We start from the raw sequence: 14,748 nt of genomic DNA, 5'->3' as shown, positions 1-14,748 counted from the left end.
TGGGGGACGCGTGCGTGGCTTGTGTGTGCAGCGAAAAATAAATCTTTGCGACGCGTGGGAATAAACCGCCGCCCTGCCTTGTTTACTCCGCTATCACGCCGTCGGCGCGCATCCTGGAGAACCCATGTCGTCACGTTTGAAGCATCGCCCGCGCGCGTTGCTGTTCGCTGTTCTCACGCTCTTGTCAGGCATCGGTGCGCACGCTGCGCTTGCGCAGCAACCGCCGCCCCAAGCCGATGTCGAGCAGGCGTTCCTTGCTGAAAACGATGTCGCCATGACGAGGATGATGGACGGGATGGCCCCCAGGCCCTCCGGCAACATCGACCAGGATTTCGTGGCGATGATGGCGCCGCATCATCAGGGCGCCATCGACATGGCCGTGGCCTACCTGCGCTACGGCCGGAACGAACAGCTGCGCCGCATCGCGCAGGAAATCGTCATCGCGCAACAGCAGGAGATTGCCGCGATGCGCCTGGCGCTTGGTCAGCCGCTGCCTCCGTCTGCACCCGCCCCGACCACGACTGCGCCCTCACTCCACGCGGCGCATCACGGCCACACCACTCACCCACAGGAAGATTGATGAAACACCGACTGTTTGTTGCCACCGCACTTGGCGCGGCGGCCCTGACGTGCGCCCCGATCGCATGCGCCGGCCAAGCTCCCGCATCGCTCGCCTCGCCTGACATTCCCATCAGCCACAAGGATCGCGTCTATGCGGCGGAGCAATTTTCCAACACGGTGTCGGTCACGGACCCCGCCAGCAACACGCTCCTCGGGGTGATCAAACTGGGCGATCCGGCACCGGCCAACTTCAGCCCGCTCTATCGCGGACAGGTGCTGGTGCATGGCATGGGCTTCTCGCCCGATCACCGGACCCTGGCGGTGGTCTCCATCGGCTCCAACTCGGTCACGTTCATCGATACGCGGACCAACGCGGTCAGACACACGACGTATGTTGGCCGCTCACCTCACGAAGCGTTCTACACGCCGGATGGCAGCGAGGTGTGGGTGACCGTGCGCGGTGAGAACTACATCTCCGTGCTCGACGCCAAGACCTATGCGGAGAAGACGCGCGTGACCGTACCGGCGGGCCCCGGCATGCAGATCTTTTCGCCGGACGGCAAGTACGGCTACGTGTGCTCGTCGTTCAATCCGGAAACGGTGGTGATCTCGACGGCGGATCACAAGATCGTGGGACGCATCAAGCAGGAATCGCCGTTCTGCCCCAACATTGCCGCCACGCCCGACGGCAAGCAGGTGTGGTTCACATTGAAGGACATCGGCAAGGCGCAGGTGTTCAGCGCCGAGCCGCCGTTCAGCGCGATCACCTCATTCGACACCGGGCCCATCACCAATCACGTCAACTTTGCGCACAACGCGAAAGGCACGTTCGCCTACGTGACGATTGGCGGCACGAATCAGGTCAAGGTGTTCCGCGCCGACAACTTCGAACAGGTCGCAACGATTCCGGTCGGCAAACTTCCGCACGGTCTATGGCCATCAGGGGACGGCACACGCATCTACGTCGGTCTGGAGAATGACGACGCGCTCGCCGTCATCGACACACTGACGAACAAGGTCGTGTCGACCATTCCGATCGGCCAGGCACCGCAGGCGCTGACGTACGTGCCGAATGCGGTGCCTGAGGGCGACGGCACGCAGAATCTGCAGCCGCTCGGCGTAGCGGGGCAGGTCAGTCATCTCACGCTCTTGCCGGCTGGCGCAGACAAGTCCGGCGCATTGGCAGCGCCGACCAGCGTGGCGCTGTTCGACCAAGGGCTCGTTCAAGTTCTCCAGGCCTCGGTGACCGGACTGCAGCCGAAGCAGCCCTATGCGCTTGCCTTGTCACAGCATGCAGACGGCAGCGGCCCGCTGGAGAACCTGGCGAACTTCATGACCAACCCGGCCGGCGGCGCCATCGTCAACTCGATCGGGCAGATTCGGCAGATCGTTACGCCTGCCAACGCTGACGCCGGTAACGCACGCCGATACCTCGTGATTGCGCCGGTGGTATCGGGCAACCTGGGGACAGCGGTGCAGGTTCAGGCGAGGTAAGCGCGATGCGCCCGACGCGGTGTTTTGGCCGCGCCGGGCGCCAATTTTGCTGATGCACCGGTGTGCCCAGCTGGGCAACATGCCCATGCTAGGATGACCTTCCCCCCGGCAGCCGCCACACCGCACATGACCACCATCTACGCGACCCTCGGCGTGCAGCCAGACGCGACCCTGGACGAAATCAAGCTCGCTTACCGCCGCGCCGCGATGAAGTGGCACCCCGATCGCAACCCCGGCCGCGAAGCCGAGGCCTATGCGGCGTTCCAGGAGATCCGCGAGGCCTACGCCATCCTCTCCGACACTGAGCAGCGGCGCGTCTACGACGAGGTCTTCGCGCAGGAAATGCAGCGCTGGCAGGCCGAGCGTGACGCGCAGGAAGCACAGGAGCAGGAAGCGCAACGCGAGCGCGAACGCCTTGCGCAAGCGCATTACGAAAAGATGGTCGCCATCGCGATGCGCTTTGCCGACGACGGCCACAATCGCGACGTCCTGTTCGGCGTGCTGCTCGGCAAGGATTGCGATGCAGAACTCGCCGCGCGCATTGCCGACAGCGTGTGGGCCTTGCAGGAAGCACGGCGGGAGAGCGCAGCCACTACAGATTCGCCCGACAATGCGACGACGATCAAATCCGATGAAGCGACTTCGCCCCAGCGAGCCTCCAGCGCGTTCGAGTCGTTCTGGCAGGGCTTGTTTGGTCTGCGGCAATAGTTGCCGGACTTTCAACAGCGCCGAGCTGCGGGGACACATCCGGCCGTACGCCAATTCTGATTTATAGTTTCGCCCCTGCTCAGACGAAGCAGCCATCGGTACACTCTGCGCCATCGTTTTCCGTGCCATAGAGAAAACGATCGAGGTGTGGAAACCTTGTACATACCGGGCAGGAACCGAGCATAGGTTCTTGTCCTCATTTGCTATGGCTTGGCTTCGTCTCCCTCCTGGGGCGAGCCAGGCTTGAACGGCTTCGGCCGTGCCGATTGGTATGTATCGGTTTTCCACCTTGCCTGTGCTCGCCCACCCCTCCCAAGGGTTGGGCGCGGTTCCGTTCATCACATGAAGAGGAATGCCGTGACCCGCTCGATCCCCCACCCCACCAGTTCAACGGCTGGCGACGCCTACAGCGAATATCAGAAAGGCGCGCAGTCTGCGCGTGGATTCCTGCACGCGGTGTTCAACCGCAACGCTGCCGGCAACGCGCGCGCCACCACCGCGGCTAGTACGCCAGAACACCCCGAGCAACACTGACTTCATGGGCGGCCCAGGCGCATCAAGCCCTGCGCGTGCCGATGTTGCAGCATCGGTGCCCGGGCTTGCCTGGGCTCGCCCACCCATTACGCTGCGTGGCGCGCTGCTCGCGCTGGAGTACCCGCGCTATCTCGCCCCCAACAACCGACACTCCGCCGACAACGCCAACAGATTCGGATCCCGCTCCCGATTGCGCTGCATCACCAGCACGATGTGCTGGCTGATCGCATAGCGCGCGGCCAGCGGGATCAATTGCACCTTCGGGCTGAAATCCGCCACGCGGCGCGGCAGCAGTGCGTAGCCGATGCCGCCGCTCACGAGGTTCATGAGCGAGAAGATATCGCCCACGCGCAGCGCGATCTGCGGGGCAAAGCCGGCCTTGTCGAAGGCGGCCATGAAGTCGTGGTACGTCGCAAAGTCATCGCCGAGTGCGACGAACTTTTCGCTGCGCACGGTTTGCAGGTCGATCTCGGCCGATGCTGCGTACGGCGAGGCGAGCGGTGCGGCAAACAGAATCTCATCGTCGAACATCGGCACGGTCAGCAGATCGGGATTGCGCAGCGGCTCGCCCAGCGCGATGACGATGGCGTCGAGTTGCCCGTCTTCCAGCTTGGCGAGCAGGCTGCGGTTCGAGCCGAGGGTGAGTTCGATGTCGAGTGCGGAGCGGCGCGTTTTCAGGCCCGCAAAGATGCGCGGCAACGTGCCGACCGTCATCGAATAGAGCCCACCGATCTTCAGCGTCGTTGACGAAAAGCCCGCAGCTTCGCGCGTGCGGCGCACACCGGCTTCGCACTCGGCCAGGATGCGCTCCACGTGTTCGGCAAACACGTAGGCGGTCGACAGCGGAATCAGCTTGCGCCCATCGCGTTTGAACAGCGGGCAGCGCAAACCCTCTTCCAGCGAATGCAGCGCGCGGTGCACGCTCACCGTGCTTTGCCCCAGCGCCTCCGACACGCGGGCCATGTTGCCCAGCGTCATGAACGACTGGAAGACCTCCAGCTTCTTCAGGGTGATGTCTTCATCGATTGCCATGGCAGGGCCCCTCCGGGCGCGTTCAACGGGCGCGCTGCTATCAGAATCGGCCATTGTTTCATTAACTTCAAGTTAATGAAACCGCGCCTAGGTTGATTGAAGTGCACCTTTTTACAGCCTACGGTACAGGGCATCAAATCAATCAAGGCTGGAGACGCCACCCAATGCAACCGATGCCCAACCAATCGGCAAACGGGATCAACGCACCCATCCCGCCGCAATGGCGCCGGCGGCGCGACGAAAAAGAACGCCGCCTGACTGCAGCGCGCCGCATTGCCAACGGCAAGGTCATTCCCACCGGCGATATCGTCGCCGCGCTCGAAACGCTGCTCGCCCCGGGCGACCGCGTCGTGCTGGAAGGCAACAACCAGAAGCAGGCGGATTTCCTCTCGCGCTCGCTGGCCAAGGTGAACCCCGAGCGCTTGCACGATCTGCACATGATCATGCCGAGCGTGAGCCGCGCCGAACACCTCGACATTTTCGAAGCCGGCATCGCGCACAAACTCGACTTTTCGTTTGCGGGGCCGCAGAGCCTGCGCATCAGCCAGTTGCTGGCCGACGGGCTGCTGGAAGTCGGCGCCATCCACACCTACATCGAGCTGTATGCGCGGCTGGTGGTGGACCTGATTCCGAATGTGTCGCTGGTGGCCGGTTTCAAGGCCGACCGCGACGGCAACATCTACACCGGCCCCAGCACGGAAGACACGCCCGCGCTGGTCGAGCCCACGGCGTTTTCCGACGGCATCGTCATCGTGCAGGTCAACGAGATCGTCGATGACCCGGCCGACCTGCCGCGCGTCGACATTCCCGGCTCGTGGGTCGACTTCATCGTGCAGGCCGACAAGCCGTTCTACATCGAGCCGCTCTTCACGCGCGACCCGCGCCTCATCCAGCCCGTGCACGTGCTGATGGCGATGATGGCCATTCGCGGCATCTACCAGCGGCACAACGTGCAGTCGCTCAACCACGGCATCGGCTTCAACACGGCCGCCATCGAGCTGATCCTGCCAACGTACGGCGAGCGCCTGGGCCTCAAGGGCAAGATCTGCCGCAACTGGACGCTGAATCCGCATCCGACGCTGATTCCCGCCATCGAATCCGGCTGGGTGGAAAGCGTGCATTGCTTCGGCACCGAACTGGGCATGGAGCGCTACGTGGCCGCGCGCCCCGATGTGTTCTTCACCGGGCGCGATGGCTCGCTGCGCTCGAACCGCATGCTGTGCCAGCTCGCCGGCCAATATGCGGTGGACCTCTTCATTGGCGCGACGCTGCAGGTGGATGGCGACGGGCATTCGTCCACCGTCACGCGCGGGCGGCTGGCCGGCTTTGGCGGCGCGCCCAACATGGGCCACGACCCGCGTGGCCGCCGTCACGCCACGCCCGCGTGGCTCGACATGACCGAACCGGTGACGATGCTCGAGCGCGGCAAGAAGCTCGTCGTGCAGATGGTCGAAACGTTCCAGGAAGGCGGCAAGCCGACCTTTGTCGACACGCTGGATGCAGTGGCCGTCGCCAAGCAAAGCGGCATGCCGCTCGCGCCCATCATGATCTACGGCGACGACGTCACCCACCTGCTGACCGAAGACGGCATCGCGTATCTCTACAAGGCACGTTCGCTGGAAGAGAGGCGCGCCATGATTGCCGCGGTGGCCGGCGTCACGTCGATCGGCCTGCGGCATGACCCATCCAAGACCGAACAGATGCGCCGCGACGGCCTGATCGCGCTGCCCGAAGACCTCGACGTGCGCCGCAGCGACGCCAGCCGCGAGCTGCTCGCCGCCAAGAGCATCGCCGACCTGGTCGAATGGTCCGGCGGCCTGTACGACCCGCCTGCGCGCTTCCGGAGCTGGTAATGGAAAAGACATTGCAACGGCCCCTGCCCGCCAGCCCGAAAGCGCGTGCGAAGCGATTGGCCGCATTGGTCGAATCTGCCCTGATCGACGAGGTGACGCTGTCGCCCAAACCCGGTCTGGTGGATGTGCGCGGCAACGGCGCGCATCACGATCTGGACTGGACCCTGATGGTGCATTCCGCGCAGACGCTTCGCCCGGCGTTTGAAGCCATGGCGCTGGCCGGCGCGCAGATCGAAACGCAAGCCGGTGCGCAACTCGCCCTGCGCGAGCGCATCGGCCGCCTGGGGCGCGAAGGGGAAGCGGCCATGCTGGAGGCCACCGGCGGCGTCAACACGCACCGCGGCGCCATCTGGGCGCTTGGTCTGCTGGTCACGGCGGCGAGCCAGGCGCCGCATGCATTGAGCGCAGCCGCTGTTGCGGGCCGCGCCGCGCGCCTGGCAAACATTCCCGACCGCTTTGCGCCCGTCTCGACTGGCCACAAAGGCGAGCGCGCCTGCAACGACTACGGCGTCGGCGGGGCCAAGGGCCAGGCCTGCGCCGGCTTCCCGCACGTGATCAAGGTGGCGCTGCCTGCGCTGCGCAAAGCGCGTGCGGCCGGCATCCGTGAAGACCACGCCCGCGTGGATGCATTGCTCGCCGTCATGGCCGCGCTGGACGACACGTGCGTGCTCGCACGCGGCGGGGCGCAAGCCCTGCGCGTTGTGCAAGCGGGCGCGGCCGCCGTGCGTGCTGAAGGCGGCTTGGCGACAGCGCAAGGCCGCCGCGCTTTCCGCGCGCTCGAACAGGACATGCTGGCGCTGCACGTGTCACCCGGTGGCGCAGCCGATCTGTTGGCCGCCGCCCTGTTCCTCGACCGCCTGCCGACAAGCACGCACGCAGTGTCCGACACCGAATCCGCTCATCAGGAAACCGAACATGGAGCATCTTGATTTTCAGTTCACCGGCGGCGCACCCGCAGCGCGCCGTGCATACGCCGGCGTGGTCGGCTCTGGCGACCTTGAAGTGTTGACGCCGGGCAACGCCGGCCAGATCGACGTGGCCATCACCACGTCCGTCAATGGCATGAGCGCGACGTGGCAGGCGCAGCTTGCGCGTGTGTTCGGCTCGCACGCGTGGCCAGCGGCCAAGATCACCATCAACGACTTCGGCGCGACACCGGCCGTGGTGCGGTTGCGGCTTGAGCAGGTGCTTGAATCGCTTAACGCGCTCGGGTCATAAGGAGAATCCATGTCACGCAACCCGATTGAACGCGACAGCTTTATCGAACGTGATGCGCGCCGACGCGCCATTGCCCTGCTCGACCCCGGCACCTTCCGAGAGCTGCTGGACCCGTTCGAACAATTGACCTCGCCGTGGCTGCCGCGTCAGGGCATCGTCACGCAGGCCGATGATGGCGTCGTCGTGGCGCGCGGCACGCTGGGCGGGCAGCCCGCGGTGGTGCTCGCCATTGAGGGCGCCTTCCAGGGCGGCAGCATGGGCGAAGTGTCTGGCGCCAAGATTGCCGGCGCGCTGGAGTTGGCGGTGGAAGACAACCGCAACGGCATTCCCACACGTGCCGTGATCGTCTTCGAAACCGGCGGCGTGCGGCTTCAGGAAGCCAACCTGGGCCTTGCCGCCATTGCGGAGATCCATGCAGGCATCCGTGCGCTGCGCGAGTACGGGCCGGTGATCGGCATCACCGCAGGCGTGGTCGGCTGCTTTGGCGGCATGAGCATCGCCGCGGGCCTGTGCAGCTACCTGCTGATGACGCGCGAAGCGCGACTCGGCCTGAACGGCCCGCAGGTCATCGAGCAGGAAGCCGGCATCGAGGAATACGACTCGCGCGATCGCCCGTTCATCTGGAGCCTGACCGGCGGAGAGCAGCGCGCCGCCACCGGCCTGGCCGACGTTTGCATCGAAGACGATTCCGTCACGATCCGCGCGCAGGTGATCGAGTGGCTGCGTGCCGGCGCACCCGCGCGCCAGCGCAGCGAGCAGATCGACCACTACCTCGCACAACTTGCCGCTGTGGACACATCACGCCAAGCCACGGCAGAAGATGTGCGCACGCACTACGCAAAGGACGTCGCATGAGCCAGAACGAACTTTCCACGCGCGGCGCGACCTGGATGCGCGCGCTTGCCGTCGGCACAGCGGTGCCGGGTTACGGCAGCACACTGCAAGTCGTCGATGCCGCGCTCGCGGCCAGCCCGCGCGCTACGTCGCCGTCGTGCCCGATGCCGAGAACCGCTTCCTCGCGCACGCAACGGTGAAGTCGGCCTCGTCGAAGGCTGGCAGCTCGCGCGCGCCGTGCGCGATGTCATGACTGCAGACGCCGCGCAGGAAAAGAAGCGCGCCATCGTCGCCATCATCGATGTGGCAAGCCAGGCCTACGGCCGTCGCGAGGAAGCCTACGGCATCCACCTCGCCCTGGCTGCAGCGGCGGACGCCTACGCTGCCGCACGCCTGGCCGGCCACCCCGTCATCGGCCTCATCGTCGGCCGCGCCATGTCGGGCGCATTGCTCGCGCACGGCTACCAGGCCAATCGCCTGCTCGCACTGGACGACGCCGACGTGATGGTGCACGCGATGGGCAAGGCCGCAGCCGCGCGCGTAACGCTGCGCTCCGTCGCCGACCTGGAACGCCTCGCACAAGAGATTCCGCCCATGGCGTACGACATCGCCAGCTTCGCATCGCTTGGCTTGCTGTGGAGACTGCTGAAGGTCAAATCCGCCGACGCACCGGACGCCGGCGACGTCGACACCGTGCAGACCGCACTCGCCGCAGCACTGGCCGACATCGCAGCCGACCCATCGCGCGGCCTGGAAAGCCGCCTGGGCGCACCGCTGCGCAACGCATCGTCAGAAGTCCGCAAACGCCTGCGCGAGCAATGGAACGCCCAGCCAGAAGGCGCATAACGAACAGTAGACATATCGCGGCGCCAACACATGCGCCTCGACGGTTTGGCCGTACCTGCCCTAGATGGCGCCTTGAATTTCTGTTGCAGGGAGGAAAAAGAGAGGAGGCTGTTTGAGCGAAGCGAGTTTGCCTCCTCTCCCTCCCTGCGACATAAATTCAAGGAGTCTTTCGCCATCTCGGGCGCGCTTTCTTTGCTTACTTTCTTTGGCAAGACAAAGAAAGTAAGTCAGCCCCGGCAGGGGATGAAACAAAGGATGCACCAGCAAAGCAAAACAAAGTCTTCACCCCTCGATCACCAAAACACCACAACAGGCGACCCATCGCCGTTCCTTCAGGAGACAAAGACGTGATCATCTACGGTACAACCCTGCTGGCGCTCTGTCATATCGCCGGCCTCTTCCTGGGCGACCTGCTCGGCCAGGCCATCGGCGTGAAGGCCAATGTCGGCGGCGTGGGCATCGCCATGCTGCTGCTCATCTTCGCGCGGCTCTACCTGCACAAGCGCGGTCTGATGCCCGCCGCCACCGAGGCGGGCGTCTCGTTCTGGGGCGCGATGTACATCCCCGTAGTGGTGGCCATGGCAGCCACGCAGAACGTCGTCACGGCACTGCGCGGTGGCCCCGTTGCGCTGCTCGGTGCCATCGGCGCGGTGATCGTATGCGGTGCCTGCATCGCGGTCATCAACCGCACAGGCAAGGCAGAAAACCGGCAACCTCTGCCACCGCTGCCTGAAACCGAACAAGCCCGCGCTTAAGGAGCCGCACCATGCTGTCAATGCTAGAGAAAGTTCTGCAGCACAACGGGCTGGTCGCGGCGTTCGCGCTGGTCGGCATCGTCATGGGCCTGTCGATGTGGGTGTCCAAGAAGCTGACGTTCGGACGCGTGCACGGCTCGGCCATCGCCATCATGATCGGGCTGGTGCTCGCTTATTGGGGCGGCATGCAGACCGGCGGCGAGCGTGGCCTGGCCGACCTGAAACTGTTCGGCGGGATCGGCCTGATGGGCGGAGCCATGCTGCGCGATTTCGCCATCGTGGCCACGGCCTTTGAAGTGCAGGTGACCGAGGCACGCAAGGCCGGCATGATCGGCGCCATCTCGCTGCTGCTGGGAACGGTGCTGCCATTCATCGTCGGCGCCTGCGTTGCCTACGCCTTCGGGTACACCGATCCGGTGAGCGTCACCACCATCGGCGCGGGTGCCGTGACGTACATCGTCGGGCCGGTCACCGGTGCGGCGCTCGGTGCCACCTCCGATGTGATGGCGCTGTCGATTGCGACGGGCCTCGTCAAGGCGATCCTGGTGATGGTCGGCACGCCGTTCGCGGCCAAGGCGCTCGGCCTGAACAACCCGCGCGCGGCCATGGTGTTCGGCGGATTGGCGGGTACGGTTAGCGGCGTGTCGGCGGGGCTTGCCGCCACGGACCGACGCCTAGTGCCGTACGGCTCGCTCGTGGCGACGTTCCATACGGGCCTCGGTTGCCTGCTCGGACCGTCGATCTTGTTCCTGGCCACGCAGGCGCTGCTGCGATGACATCTACGCTGCTGCGCGCACACGACCTGCTGTGGGTGTCTGAGACGCCCGTGGCGACGGATGGCGCGCCCTTGCCTGACTGGGCCATTGCGGCATGCCGGCAAGGCGCGCCTGTTGTGGTGCGACGCGCACCGCGCGGCACCGATGGTTCCGTGCCGGTCGGCCTGCGCGGCGTCGCCCGGCATGAACGCTGCGCAGCGACGGCAGCTGCCAACAGCATCTCGCGTGTCGTCTCGCCCGAGGCGCTGGCAGCCCAAGCGGCCTCCATCGCACACGACGCGCCATTCGCGGCGCTGCGCACCTTGCGCGCGCTGGCGCGAGAACTCAACGCACTCGGCTGGGCGTGGGGGCCGACGGGCGGCGCCGGCTTTGCGCTCGCCAGCGGGCTGCCTGTGCTGCATGCGGAGAGCGATCTCGACCTCGTTGTGCGCATGCCGCATGCCCCGTCGACTGCGCAACGCGATCAGCTCGTCCAACTGTTAAGCGATACCGAATGCCGCGTCGATTTGCAGATCGACACCGGCTACGGCGGCTTCGCGTTACGCGACTGGCTGGCGTCGCCGCATCAAACGATGCTCAAGACCGACCACGGCCCCCGGCTCGTCGCAGACCCATGGAGCGACGCAGCATGAGCATCCTGTTCATGTTTCCCGGCCAGGGCAGCCAGCGCGCGGGCATGCTGCATGCGCTGCCTGATGACCCGGCTGTTGCGCAGACGTTGACCGAAGCCGGCGACGTACTCGGCGTCGATCCGCTCACGCTCGATACCGCAGAGGCGTTGCGGTCGACGGTGGCCGTACAGCTTTGTCTCTTGATTGCCGGCGTGGCCGTCGCTCGCACGCTGGCTCGACAGGACGCAGGACCGGACATGGTGGCGGGCCTGTCCATTGGCGCGTGGCCTGCGGCGGTTGTCGCCGGTGTGCTGGAGTTCAGCGATGCGCTGCGCCTGGTGCGCCTGCGGGCTCAGCTCATGGAAGACGCTTACCCAAGCGGTTACGGCATGGTCGCCATCATCGGCCTCGCCGAACCGGAGGTCGGCGGCATCGTTGCGCAAGTCAACACCACCGCCACGCCGGCCTATGTCGCCAACGTGAATGCGGAACGGCAAATCGTCGTGGCCGGCAACGACGCAGCGCTCGCGCGCGTCGCCGAGCGTGCGCTGGCGCACGGCGCATCGAAGACGACGCGGTTGTGCATGGCAGTGCCGTCGCACTGCCCGTTGCTGGACACGCAAGCCGCCGAGCTTGCGGCCGCCGCGGCAAAGGCCACCGCCCAGGCGCCACAGATCACCTACGTCAGCAGCAGCCGCGCGCGTGCGCTGTTTCGCGCCAATCTCATCGTCGAAGATCTCGCCTGGAACATGGCGCGGCCGGTGTTGTGGCACGACACGCTGCGGCATGCGCTGGAACGCGGCGCAAGCATGGCGGTGGAGGTGCCGGGTGGCGGCGCTCTGGCGCGTCTGGCGCAAGGTGTGTTTGCCGCAGAGGCTGTGTTGGATGCGGGCGCCGGGCTGGATGCGGTGCGGGTGCGGATACAGCGGCGACGCCGCGAGGACGGCCCTTGAATTGTCTGCCCCATGGACTTTTCAGCGGCATTCCGGCATCGTTGCGCGCCGGATTTCATCGCTCGTGAGAGGCCCCGAATTGCGCGTCCTGTCCATTGCTGCCATCGCCGCCTTGTTCGCCACCTCCGCGTTGGCGGCCACCACGGAAACCGCCGAAGAAGAACTCGCAAGCTGGTACTACGTCGCACAGTCATTGACGTATGGCGGCTATGAAACCGATGGCTTGAGCTTTTACGCCAACTGCGAGGACGGGCGGCTCCACGTTGCGGTATCCACGAGTGCGCAACCGGGGCAAAACGGAACGGCCCTCCGCATCCAATTCGCTTCCGGCCCTCTACGCTTAACGATTCCGGCGCGCCTTGAAGTGTCCGACATGGAATCGTATGCCGTGGCTGATGTGAAGTCGCGGGCGCGCTTCTACGCGTTGTTCCATACAGGCAAGCCGATCACGGTCAAAGTGGCCGGCGCAGACTCGCAGCTTCTGCGGCTTCTGCGGCTCTCACCGCGAAACGCCGACACCGGTGCCCGCCAGCTTGAAGCGGTTTGCCCGGTGTCACGCCGCACAGGTCAATAAAAAACGGGGCACATGGCCCCGTTTCTTTTCGCCCATCGCCGCTTAGACGATTTCCCGCGTTTCCATGAACTGGATGTCCGGAAAGCGCTCCTGCGTCAGGCGCAGGTTCACCTGGCTCGGCGCCAGGTACACGTAGTCGCCGGCACCATCCAGCGCCACGTTGTGGCCGGCCTTGTCGATCAGCTTGTCGATATCTTCCTGCTTGCCGCGCAGCCAGCGGGCGGTGGAGCATTCGTGCGGTTCGAAGATGGCATCGACGCCGTACTCGTGCTCCAGGCGGTGCGCAACCACGTCGAACTGCAGGATACCGACAGCGCCCAGCACCAGGTCATTCGATGCCAGCGGGCGGAACATCTGCGTGGCGCCCTCTTCGGCCAGTTGCTGCAAACCCTTCTGCAGCTGCTTCAGGCGCAGCGGGTTGTTCAGGCGCGCGCGACGGAAGAACTCCGGCGCAAACGACGGGATACCCGTGAACTTCAGCGCCTCGCCTTCCGTGAAGGCATCGCCCAGCCGGATCGTGCCGTGGTTGGGCACGCCGATGATGTCGCCGGCGAAGGCCTCTTCCGTGGTGTTGCGGTCCTGCGCCATGAAGGTGATGGCGTTGTTGATGGCGACCGTCTTGCCCGTCGACACCTGCAGCAGCTTCATGCCGCGCTCGAAGCGGCCCGAGCACACGCGCACAAACGCGATGCGGTCACGGTGCTTCGGGTCCATGTTCGCCTGGATCTTGAAGACGAAGCCGGTGAACTTCTCTTCCATCGGCTTGACTTCGCGCGTTTCGGTGGGGCGTGGCAGCGGCTCGGGGGACTGGTCGACCAGCGCATCGAGCAGCGACTGCACGCCGAAGTTGTTCACCGCCGAACCGAAGTACACCGGGCATTGCTTGCCGGCCAGGAACGCCTCTTTGTCGAACGTGTGCGATGCGCCGCGCACGAGTTCGATGTCGATGCGCAGTTCTTCCGCCTGCGAGCCCAACACGCGATCCAGCTCCGGGTTGTCCAGACCTTGAATCAGGCCGGCCGTGGCGCCCTTCTCGCTGTCGGCGTTCGGGTCGAACAGCTGCACCGTGTCGTTAACGAGGTGATACACGCCCTTGAACGACTTGCCCATGCCGATCGGCCACGTCATCGGCGCGCACTGGATCTGCAGCACGCTTTCGATTTCATCGAGCAGCTCGATGGGCGCACGGCCTTCGCGGTCGAGCTTGTTGATGAACGTGAGGATGGGCGTGCTGCGCAGGCGGCAGACGTTGAGCAGCTTGATGGTCTGCGCTTCCACGCCGTTGACGGAGTCGATCACCATCACGGCGGAGTCGACGGCCGTGAGCGTGCGGTACGTGTCTTCCGAGAAGTCTTCGTGGCCCGGGGTGTCGAGCAGGTTGACGATGTAGTCGCCGCCTTCGTTCCGGTACGGAAACTGCATCACCGACGACGTGACCGAGATGCCGCGCTGCTTTTCCATCTCCATCCAGTCGGAGGTGGCGTGGCGGTTGGCTTTACGTGCGCGCACGGCGCCGGCCATCTGGATGGCGCCGCCGAACCACAGCAGTTTCTCGGTCAACGTGGTTTTACCCGCATCCGGGTGGGCAATGATGGCGAACGTCCGGCGGCGCCGGATCTCCTGCTGCAGCGTACTCACGGGCAAAAACCGAAAGGGAAGGAGTGAAAAATGCGGATGGTTGCGCACGTGGCCAGTGCGCTGGCTGGCGGGTCGTCCCGGCGGCCGATGGACTGCCCGAACGGCGTTGTCAATCCGGGGCAGCCGAGATTGTACGCGATCGGCGCCCTTGCTTAGGATCAACTGATCCGGGCCGCAAGCGCGGGAAACTCCCTAGGAACCGTCCCCCGGACGGAGGAGAAACCCGTTGTGGGAATGCACTGACAACCCTTTCGGAGGCGGTGTTATCGAAGTTGTCATGAAGCTCCCGTATCGTGGAGTCCGTCGCGAAACCCGCCTTTGGGTACGCCGCGACGTTGAAAGAAGCAAAGAAGCAAGGAGT

General features: G+C 65.1%; 16 protein-coding genes and 1 pseudogene. 15 read left to right on the top strand and 2 right to left on the bottom strand.

All coding sequences use genetic code 11. The features are described 5' to 3' along the window. Positions 1–124: 124 nt before the first annotated feature. From OWR21_RS12030 to OWR21_RS12015, 4 genes are all read left to right on the top strand, one after another. The gene (locus OWR21_RS12030) at positions 125–580 is read left to right on the top strand and encodes a DUF305 domain-containing protein (protein ID WP_332395370.1); all 456 of its coding nucleotides are present in this window, start codon (positions 125–127) and stop codon (positions 578–580) included. Then, the gene (locus OWR21_RS12025; RefSeq protein ID WP_332395369.1) at positions 580–2,055 is read left to right on the top strand and encodes a YncE family protein; all 1,476 of its coding nucleotides are present in this window, start codon (positions 580–582) and stop codon (positions 2,053–2,055) included. The genes OWR21_RS12030 and OWR21_RS12025 overlap by 1 nt, the downstream gene beginning before the upstream one ends. Positions 2,056–2,181: 126 nt before the next feature. Further along, a complete protein-coding gene (locus OWR21_RS12020; protein WP_332395368.1) occupies positions 2,182–2,763 on the top strand; it encodes a J domain-containing protein in 582 nt (193 codons plus the stop codon). Positions 2,764–3,120: 357 nt separating this feature from the next. Next, entirely contained in the window at positions 3,121–3,297 is a 177-nt protein-coding gene (locus OWR21_RS12015; RefSeq protein ID WP_332395367.1) for a hypothetical protein, read from the top strand. Between the two features lie 126 nt (positions 3,298–3,423). Here OWR21_RS12015 and OWR21_RS12010 read toward each other — a convergent pair whose 3' ends face one another. Next, positions 3,424–4,329 (bottom strand): LysR substrate-binding domain-containing protein, encoded by a 906-nt coding sequence (locus tag OWR21_RS12010; RefSeq protein WP_102065627.1) that lies wholly within the window; start codon positions 4,327–4,329, stop codon positions 3,424–3,426. A gap of 164 nt (positions 4,330–4,493) precedes the next feature. Between OWR21_RS12010 and mdcA the strand changes: the two genes are divergently transcribed. From mdcA to OWR21_RS11955, 11 genes and pseudogenes are all read left to right on the top strand, one after another. Continuing rightward, on the top strand, positions 4,494–6,182 hold the full coding sequence (gene mdcA / locus OWR21_RS12005; RefSeq protein ID WP_332395366.1) for a malonate decarboxylase subunit alpha: 1,689 nt from the start codon (positions 4,494–4,496) through the stop codon (positions 6,180–6,182). Continuing rightward, positions 6,182–7,111: a triphosphoribosyl-dephospho-CoA synthase gene (locus OWR21_RS12000; protein ID WP_332395365.1), complete on the top strand. Its 930-nt coding sequence runs from the start codon at positions 6,182–6,184 to the stop codon at positions 7,109–7,111. The genes mdcA and OWR21_RS12000 overlap by 1 nt, the downstream gene beginning before the upstream one ends. After that, entirely contained in the window at positions 7,098–7,400 is a 303-nt protein-coding gene (locus OWR21_RS11995; RefSeq protein ID WP_332395364.1) for a malonate decarboxylase subunit delta, read from the top strand. Before OWR21_RS12000 ends, OWR21_RS11995 begins: the two co-directional genes overlap by 14 nt. A 9-nt stretch (positions 7,401–7,409) precedes the next feature. Beyond that, positions 7,410–8,255, top strand: coding sequence for a biotin-independent malonate decarboxylase subunit beta (locus tag OWR21_RS11990; RefSeq protein ID WP_316875756.1), 846 nt, complete (start codon positions 7,410–7,412; stop codon positions 8,253–8,255). Then, positions 8,252–9,080 (top strand): annotated as a pseudogene (gene mdcE, locus OWR21_RS11985) (biotin-independent malonate decarboxylase subunit gamma). Before OWR21_RS11990 ends, mdcE begins: the two are co-directional and overlap by 4 nt. Positions 9,081–9,110: 30 nt before the next feature. Next, positions 9,111–9,431, top strand: coding sequence for a hypothetical protein (locus OWR21_RS11980; protein ID WP_332395363.1), 321 nt, complete (start codon positions 9,111–9,113; stop codon positions 9,429–9,431). Further along, a complete protein-coding gene (gene madL / locus OWR21_RS11975; protein WP_009240184.1) occupies positions 9,428–9,835 on the top strand; it encodes a malonate transporter subunit MadL in 408 nt (135 codons plus the stop codon). Before OWR21_RS11980 ends, madL begins: the two co-directional genes overlap by 4 nt. Before the next feature lie 11 nt (positions 9,836–9,846). Further along, the gene (madM, locus tag OWR21_RS11970; RefSeq protein ID WP_009240185.1) at positions 9,847–10,611 is read left to right on the top strand and encodes a malonate transporter subunit MadM; all 765 of its coding nucleotides are present in this window, start codon (positions 9,847–9,849) and stop codon (positions 10,609–10,611) included. Next, positions 10,608–11,243, top strand: coding sequence for a malonate decarboxylase holo-ACP synthase (locus tag OWR21_RS11965; RefSeq protein ID WP_332395362.1), 636 nt, complete (start codon positions 10,608–10,610; stop codon positions 11,241–11,243). Before madM ends, OWR21_RS11965 begins: the two co-directional genes overlap by 4 nt. Beyond that, on the top strand, positions 11,240–12,175 hold the full coding sequence (gene mdcH / locus OWR21_RS11960) for a malonate decarboxylase subunit epsilon (protein ID WP_332395361.1): 936 nt from the start codon (positions 11,240–11,242) through the stop codon (positions 12,173–12,175). Before OWR21_RS11965 ends, mdcH begins: the two co-directional genes overlap by 4 nt. A gap of 79 nt (positions 12,176–12,254) precedes the next feature. Then, positions 12,255–12,749: a hypothetical protein gene (locus OWR21_RS11955; RefSeq protein ID WP_332395360.1), complete on the top strand. Its 495-nt coding sequence runs from the start codon at positions 12,255–12,257 to the stop codon at positions 12,747–12,749. A 42-nt stretch (positions 12,750–12,791) separates the two neighbouring features. Here the strand turns inward: OWR21_RS11955 and OWR21_RS11950 are convergent, their stop codons facing one another. Continuing rightward, positions 12,792–14,387, bottom strand: a complete 1,596-nt coding sequence (locus OWR21_RS11950) for a peptide chain release factor 3 (RefSeq protein WP_316875747.1) — start codon at positions 14,385–14,387, stop codon at positions 12,792–12,794. Between the last annotated feature and the right edge of the window lie 361 nt (positions 14,388–14,748).

This window comes from Ralstonia sp. 1B3, assembly GCF_036631435.1.
Note: the sequence above shows the minus strand (reverse complement) of the source record. Positions and strands in the feature narration are given on the sequence as shown.

Excerpts from the sequence above, each read along its gene's own strand:
- OWR21_RS12000 (WP_332395365.1), top strand. The coding sequence starts at position 6,182 with ATGGAAAAGACATTGCAACGGCCCCTGCCCGCCAGCCCGAAAGCGCGT.
- madM (WP_009240185.1), top strand. The coding sequence starts at position 9,847 with ATGCTGTCAATGCTAGAGAAAGTTCTGCAGCACAACGGGCTGGTCGCG.
- OWR21_RS11995 (WP_332395364.1), top strand. The coding sequence starts at position 7,098 with ATGGAGCATCTTGATTTTCAGTTCACCGGCGGCGCACCCGCAGCGCGC.
- OWR21_RS12030 (WP_332395370.1), top strand. The coding sequence starts at position 125 with ATGTCGTCACGTTTGAAGCATCGCCCGCGCGCGTTGCTGTTCGCTGTT.
- OWR21_RS12020 (WP_332395368.1), top strand. The coding sequence starts at position 2,182 with ATGACCACCATCTACGCGACCCTCGGCGTGCAGCCAGACGCGACCCTG.
- mdcA (WP_332395366.1), top strand. The coding sequence starts at position 4,494 with ATGCAACCGATGCCCAACCAATCGGCAAACGGGATCAACGCACCCATC.
- OWR21_RS12010 (WP_102065627.1), bottom strand. The coding sequence starts at position 4,329 with ATGGCAATCGATGAAGACATCACCCTGAAGAAGCTGGAGGTCTTCCAG.
- OWR21_RS11980 (WP_332395363.1), top strand. The coding sequence starts at position 9,111 with ATGCGCCTCGACGGTTTGGCCGTACCTGCCCTAGATGGCGCCTTGAAT.
- OWR21_RS11965 (WP_332395362.1), top strand. The coding sequence starts at position 10,608 with ATGACATCTACGCTGCTGCGCGCACACGACCTGCTGTGGGTGTCTGAG.
- mdcH (WP_332395361.1), top strand. The coding sequence starts at position 11,240 with ATGAGCATCCTGTTCATGTTTCCCGGCCAGGGCAGCCAGCGCGCGGGC.
- OWR21_RS12025 (WP_332395369.1), top strand. The coding sequence starts at position 580 with ATGAAACACCGACTGTTTGTTGCCACCGCACTTGGCGCGGCGGCCCTG.
- OWR21_RS11990 (WP_316875756.1), top strand. The coding sequence starts at position 7,410 with ATGTCACGCAACCCGATTGAACGCGACAGCTTTATCGAACGTGATGCG.